Genomic DNA, 6,262 nt, shown 5'->3' on the forward strand with positions numbered 1-6,262 from the left:
CACAGATATAATCTGTGATTTTAGTCTCGGATCTGTCCCATGCAAATTCTTTCTGGTAGAATCTGCTTCAAGTTTTATTAGTGGTGTTAAAGAATGTCAGACAACAGCCAAAAGAAAGTCATCGTCGGAATGTCCGGTGGTGTAGACTCTTCAGTATCAGCCTACCTACTTCAGCAACAAGGATACCAAGTTGAAGGTCTTTTCATGAAAAACTGGGAAGAAGACGACAACGAGGAATATTGTACCGCAGCTGAAGATTTAGCCGATGCACAAGCCGTGTGTGACAAATTAGGTATTCACCTTCATACCATTAATTTCGCAGCTGAATATTGGGACAACGTCTTTGAATATTTCCTAGAGGAATACAAAGCGGGTCGCACGCCAAATCCAGACATTCTTTGTAATAAAGAAATTAAATTTAAAGCATTCTTAGAGTTTGCTGATGAAGTGTTGGATGCCGATTTTATTGCAATGGGTCACTACGTTCGTCGTACTTTCCCAACCGCTGAAGAAATCGCAAATGGCGCTAAACCACAAATGCTTCGTGGTTTGGATTCAAACAAAGATCAAAGTTACTTTCTATATACATTAAGCTCAGAGCAAGTTGCACGCAGCCTGTTCCCTGTTGGTGATCTAGAAAAACCAGAAGTACGTCGCATTGCCCAAGAGCAAGATTTGATCACCGCGAAGAAAAAAGATTCTACTGGTATTTGCTTTATCGGTGAACGTAAATTCACTGAATTCTTAGGCAAATACCTACCAGCACAACCAGGTAATATTGAAACGCCAGAAGGCAAAGTTATTGGTCAACACCAAGGCTTGATGTACCACACTCTAGGCCAACGTAAAGGTTTGCACATTGGTGGTTCTAAAGGCGGCGGCGGTAACGAAGACCCATGGTTTGTTGGTGAAAAAGATTTAAAACGCAATGTACTTATTGCTGTACAAGGTCATGAACACCCATTATTGAAATCACAGGGCTTATTAGCCTCTCAACTTGATTGGGTTGATCGCACTGCGATCAAAGCACCATTGAGCTGCACGGTAAAAACACGTTACCGTCAAACTGATATCCCTTGTACCATTATCCCTATCGATGATGAGAACATTAAGGTGATTTTTGATGAACCACAAATTGCGGTGACTCCAGGTCAATCTGCAGTTTTCTACTCAGGTGAAATTTGCCTAGGTGGCGGTATCATCGAAGAACGTATTTAAGGAGTCCTAGCGTGGCGAACACTTTATTTGACAGAACCATTGCATTTGCTGGCATTTGCCAAGCGGCAAGCTTAGTACAAAAAATGGCGAAAGATGGGCATTGTGATCAAGCCGCGTTTGATACCGCTATCCAATCTATTTTGGAAACCAATCCAAATAATACGGTAGGTGTTTACGGGAAAGAAGCCAACTTACGTGTTGGCTTAGAATGCCTTATACGTGATTTTGATAACACACCAACAGGCAGCGAATTAACTCGCTACCTGATCAGTTTAATGGCATTAGAGCGCAAACTTGCAGGTCATCGTGATGGCATGAGTAAGCTTGGTGAACGCATCAGTACCATTGAACGCCAATTAGACCATTTTGATATTCATAACGAACAAATGCTCAGTAACATTGCGAGTATTTATTTGGATGTGATCAGCCCTATGGGCCCTCGTATCCAAGTTACGGGTACACCATCTATCTTGCAACAATCAATGACTCAACATAAAGTTCGCGCATTACTGCTATCAGGTATTCGCTCTGCGGTACTTTGGCGTCAAGTAGGCGGAAAGCGTCGTCATTTGATTTTTGGTCGTAAAAAAATGGTCGAACAAGCAAAAATTATATTAGCTCGAATTTAAAAAATTAAAGCCTACTTGACTATCAGGTAGGCTTTATCCTTTAACCTTTATAGATATCTAGGAGATTCACATGGAATTGTCAGCATTAACTGCTGTTTCACCTGTAGACGGTCGCTACGGAAGTAAAACAATTTCTCTACGCAGCATCTTTAGTGAGTATGGCTTACTGAAATACCGTACTGTTGTTGAAGTTCGTTGGCTTCAAAAATTAGCAGCTACGCAATCGATTGCGGAAGTGGCTACATTAAGCGCAGAAGCGAATCAATTCTTAGATAACATCGCTGCAAACTTCAGCGAAGAAGACGCTATGCGTATCAAGGACATTGAACGCACAACAAACCACGATGTTAAAGCCGTTGAATATTTCCTAAAAGAGAAAGTCGCTGAGCTTCCAGAGCTTCACGCTATCAACGAATTTATTCACTTTGCTTGTACTTCAGAAGACATTAACAATACGTCTCACGCTCTTATGCTTAAAGAAGCACGTGACACGATCGTTCTTCCAGAAATCCGTAACGTTATCGATGCAATTAAAGCATTAGCGAACGAGTACCGTGATATTCCTCTTCTTTCTCGTACACACGGTCAGCCTGCTTCTCCTTCTACAATGGGTAAAGAAATGGCGAACGTTGCATACCGTATGGAACGTCAATACAAGCAAATCGAAAACGTTGAGATCCTAGCGAAAATCAACGGTGCTGTTGGTAACTACAACGCTCACCTTTCTGCTTACCCAGATGTTGATTGGCACAAATTCAGTGAAGAATTCATCACTGAATCTCTAGGCGTTAACTGGAATCCGTACACAACTCAAATCGAACCGCATGACTACATTGCAGAACTATTTGATGCGATTGCACGTTTCAACACAATCCTTCTTGATTTTGACCGTGACGTTTGGGGCTACATTGCTCTTGGTCACTTCAAACAAAAAACGATTGCGGGTGAAATCGGCTCTTCAACAATGCCACACAAAGTTAACCCAATCGATTTTGAAAACTCAGAAGGTAACCTAGGTCTTGCTAACGCAATCTTTAATCACCTAGCGCAAAAACTGCCTGTATCTCGCTGGCAGCGTGACCTTACCGATTCTACGGTTCTTCGTAACCTAGGTGTTGGTTGTGGCTACGCAATCATTGCATACACGTCGACTCTAAAAGGCATTAGCAAATTAGAAATCAATCGTGCAGCACTTGAAGCTGAGCTAGATAAAAACTGGGAAGTTCTTGCAGAACCGGTTCAAACAGTAATGCGTCGTTACGGCATCGAAAAGCCATACGAAAAACTAAAAGAGCTAACTCGCGGTAAACGCATTGATGGTGAAGGCATGCGTTCATTCATCGACAGCTTAGAAATCCCTGCAGACGAAAAAGTTCGTTTAAAAGAGATGACGCCAGCAAACTACATTGGTCAAGCTATCGAGCTAACTGACAAGCTGTAATCTTTACGGTTATTTATTAACCTAACCGATTTATAAGCACTAAAAAGCCCCGTATCAAACGCCTTTAAAGAGCGATTGTTACGGGGCTTTTTTATTTAGTATTACTCATTCAAGATTACATTACGCACTCTGTCATGTCTTGTGCACGTTCGACACCTTTCTCAATTAAGCTTTCAGCATTTTCATTTGAAATTGTTGCCATTACTTTATCAACCACATTTTCTGCTGTTGATTCTGATGATGCCGCCACTAAACAGCTATACGCATTCGAAATGTGTGCTTTCACTTCAACCAATGCTTCTGGGTTGCTGTAATCGGCATTCAACGCTTCATCAACCGATGTTGCAAATGCTTTTGCTGATATAGCTGCATCACCAAATTCATCAATATTAAGATCACTTAAATTAATTAATTCTAATTTTGTTTGAGCCATGTCTACTGCTTTATTTGCTGCGTTTTGTGCTTTATCAATGGCTTCACTTGCGTCATCACAACCCACTAAAACAACCGAAAATAATAAAGGTAACAATAGTTTTTTGTTCATTTTTTATCTCACTATAAAATTGCCAATATAACCAAAACAGAGTAACAGAAAATTAATTAAATGAGATGGTTAGCGTGTATCTAAGTATGAACCGCGGAGTATAAATGAACCTCCGTGAACTCAATGTGAACACCGGTGTAAATTTTATTCATTCAATTCAGTTATTTTAGCTAATGAATATTCACTCCAAGTCGATAAGTAATTCTATAAAATAATTTTAGTTTTGAGGGATTATGTTTAAATCAATAAAAACACGTATCGCGGTAAGTGCCGGACTTGCCATCTTTATCACATTAAGCACCGCCATGTTTTTTACTACCGTATCTTATAACGGAGTAAATAAAGAAATAACAAAACATGTCTCTGATCAACTCGCTGAAAATATTGATTATAAATTACTGTCTATTGCGAATCAGCAAAGTGCGGAACTCAATGGTCAGTTTTCCCCAGTGATCAGTAACTTAAAACAACTAAAATCATTGCTAGAACTGTCAAACCAACACCAAGCAGACGCAAGTCTTCTTATTGAGCAATTCATCTCATCATTAAAAATACAAAATGACAGTGTATTTGCAGGTTATATGGTGTGGGAAGACGCTAATTTTACTAAAGATGAATCGGTTCTTACTCAAAAAGCATTAAATAAAGAAGGCGTTCTATCTCCATTCTTCTCTCCGACCAATTCAGGCTTTGAAGCCATTGGAATGGACAGCTTTAAAAACACCGCGTTAAACAACAATGGCGAACGCACTGATGAATGGCATTTAGCGCCTTTTGAAACGGGTAAAAGCTTTGTAATGGAACCTTACTATTACAACGTAAGAGGAAATGAAGAACTTATTACGACAATCAGTTTGCCGTTACGACATAACAATAAGATTGTTGGTTCTCTTGGTTTTGACTGGTCAATAAAAAGCTTCCAAGCAATAAGTCAAAAATCAGCAAAAGCAACAGGAATGCCTGATGCGATTGTCTCTATTGCCTCATGGGACGGACGATTACTATCTTTTAGTAAAGATGGGAGTTTAGTCGGTCAAAAAGTAGCCGATGAATTTGCACGTAATTGGGGATCGATTCAGCAAGAAGCGAAAAATAATAAGTCATTCTTAAAAGACATCGGTCATTTGAAAATTGCTGTCTCTACCATTAATACAGGGGCAAAACCGTGGATAGTCATGGTGTCGATTCCTTCTGAAATTTTGAAAAAAGAAATTACCGATTTCAATGTGTTCAGCACTGAATTAGGAAGCGAAGCGCTTTCTAATGGTTTATTAAGTGGCGTCATCTCTTCAATTGTTGGTATTTTTATTATTTTCCTTCTGGCAAAAAATATTGGTTCAACACTGTCTAATCTCACGACTCGCTTTGAAAACATAGCTCAAGGTGATGGCGATTTAACACAGCGCATTGAGATAGACTCTAAAGACGAAATTGGCCAGTTAGCTTTTTGGTTTAATACTTTTGTAGAGAAAATTCAACTCACTCTTCATAACGCCAAAAACACCGCTGAATTGGTGTCTCAATCATCAATGAACACCATGGCTGAAACTGAAAAATCACAAATTAAGCTACAAAATCAAGTTAATGAAGTGACCCAATTAGCAACGGCGATTAATGAAATGAGTGCAACGGCTCAAGAAGTTGCGTCTTCTGCTTTGCAAGCGGCAACCGCTGCAAACCAAATTCAAACAAGCAGTGAAGATGGTCAAAAAATAATGAATAACGCCGCCTCTTCAGTAGAAGAGTTAGCCGCATTCATCAATGAAGCTCAATCACAAGTCGTTAGCTTAGCGGCATCAAGCAATGATATCCAAAAAATTCTAACGGAAATCGGCAGCATTGCTGAGCAAACAAATTTATTGGCTCTGAATGCCGCGATTGAAGCTGCTCGTGCTGGTGAGCAAGGCCGTGGATTTGCAGTCGTCGCTGATGAGGTGCGTAACCTTGCAAGTCGTACGCAAAGCTCAACTCAAGAAATCAACAGCATGCTTGTAATATTGCAGCAAAATACACAAGGCATTGTCACCGTAATGGACAGTAGCCAGAAACAAGCGCTAGCAACCAAAGAAGACACATTAATTGCACAACAAAACTTAATTGAAATAAGTAATGCAATCCTTGTGGCAAATGACATGAACAATCAAATTGCTTCTGCCGCTGAAGAGCAAAGCTCGGTTTCTGAAGAGATAAATCGCAATGTAACCAGCATTAATGAAGCCGCTGATGAGGTTCTTGCTGATATGCATACCTCACTCAATGATACGGCAGAACTAACAAGAGAAAGTCATGAATTAGCACAAAGGCTGAGTGAGTTTAAAACTCAATAAGTCCATCTAACAAAGCCACACAACTCTCCCTCGGTTGTGTGGCTTTTATCTCTTGACCTATTAATCCCCCCTCTATCTCTATCTCTATCTCTATCTCTATCTC

5 protein-coding genes are annotated in these 6,262 nt (G+C 40.1%); 4 read left to right on the forward strand and 1 reads right to left on the reverse strand.

The window, feature by feature from the left end:
- Window positions 1-93: 93 nt before the first annotated feature.
- From mnmA to purB, 3 genes are all read left to right on the forward strand, one after another.
- Window positions 94-1,218, forward strand: coding sequence for a tRNA 2-thiouridine(34) synthase MnmA (mnmA, locus tag AACV33_RS15065; RefSeq protein WP_182700379.1), 1,125 nt, complete (start codon window positions 94-96; stop codon window positions 1,216-1,218).
- An 11-nt stretch (window positions 1,219-1,229) separates the two neighbouring features.
- On the forward strand, window positions 1,230-1,847 hold the full coding sequence (gene hflD / locus AACV33_RS15070) for a high frequency lysogenization protein HflD (protein WP_182700380.1): 618 nt from the start codon (window positions 1,230-1,232) through the stop codon (window positions 1,845-1,847).
- Window positions 1,848-1,917: 70 nt separating this feature from the next.
- Window positions 1,918-3,288 carry an adenylosuccinate lyase gene (gene purB / locus AACV33_RS15075; protein ID WP_023603853.1) on the forward strand — a complete coding sequence of 457 codons (1,371 nt, stop codon included), beginning with the start codon at window positions 1,918-1,920 and terminating at the stop codon, window positions 3,286-3,288.
- Between the two features lie 115 nt (window positions 3,289-3,403).
- Here the strand turns inward: purB and AACV33_RS15080 are convergent, their stop codons facing one another.
- A complete protein-coding gene (locus AACV33_RS15080; RefSeq protein ID WP_017022133.1) occupies window positions 3,404-3,832 on the reverse strand; it encodes a hypothetical protein in 429 nt (142 codons plus the stop codon).
- A 233-nt stretch (window positions 3,833-4,065) separates the two neighbouring features.
- Here AACV33_RS15080 and AACV33_RS15085 point away from each other — a divergent pair, with 233 nt between their 5' ends.
- Complete coding sequence (locus AACV33_RS15085; RefSeq protein ID WP_017022134.1) at window positions 4,066-6,159, forward strand: methyl-accepting chemotaxis protein; 2,094 nt, start codon at window positions 4,066-4,068, stop codon at window positions 6,157-6,159.
- Window positions 6,160-6,262: the final 103 nt, after the last annotated feature.

Origin of the sequence: Aliivibrio sp. SR45-2 (genome assembly GCF_963890165.1) — a bacterium.
GTDB lineage: Bacteria > Pseudomonadota > Gammaproteobacteria > Enterobacterales > Vibrionaceae > Aliivibrio > Aliivibrio salmonicida.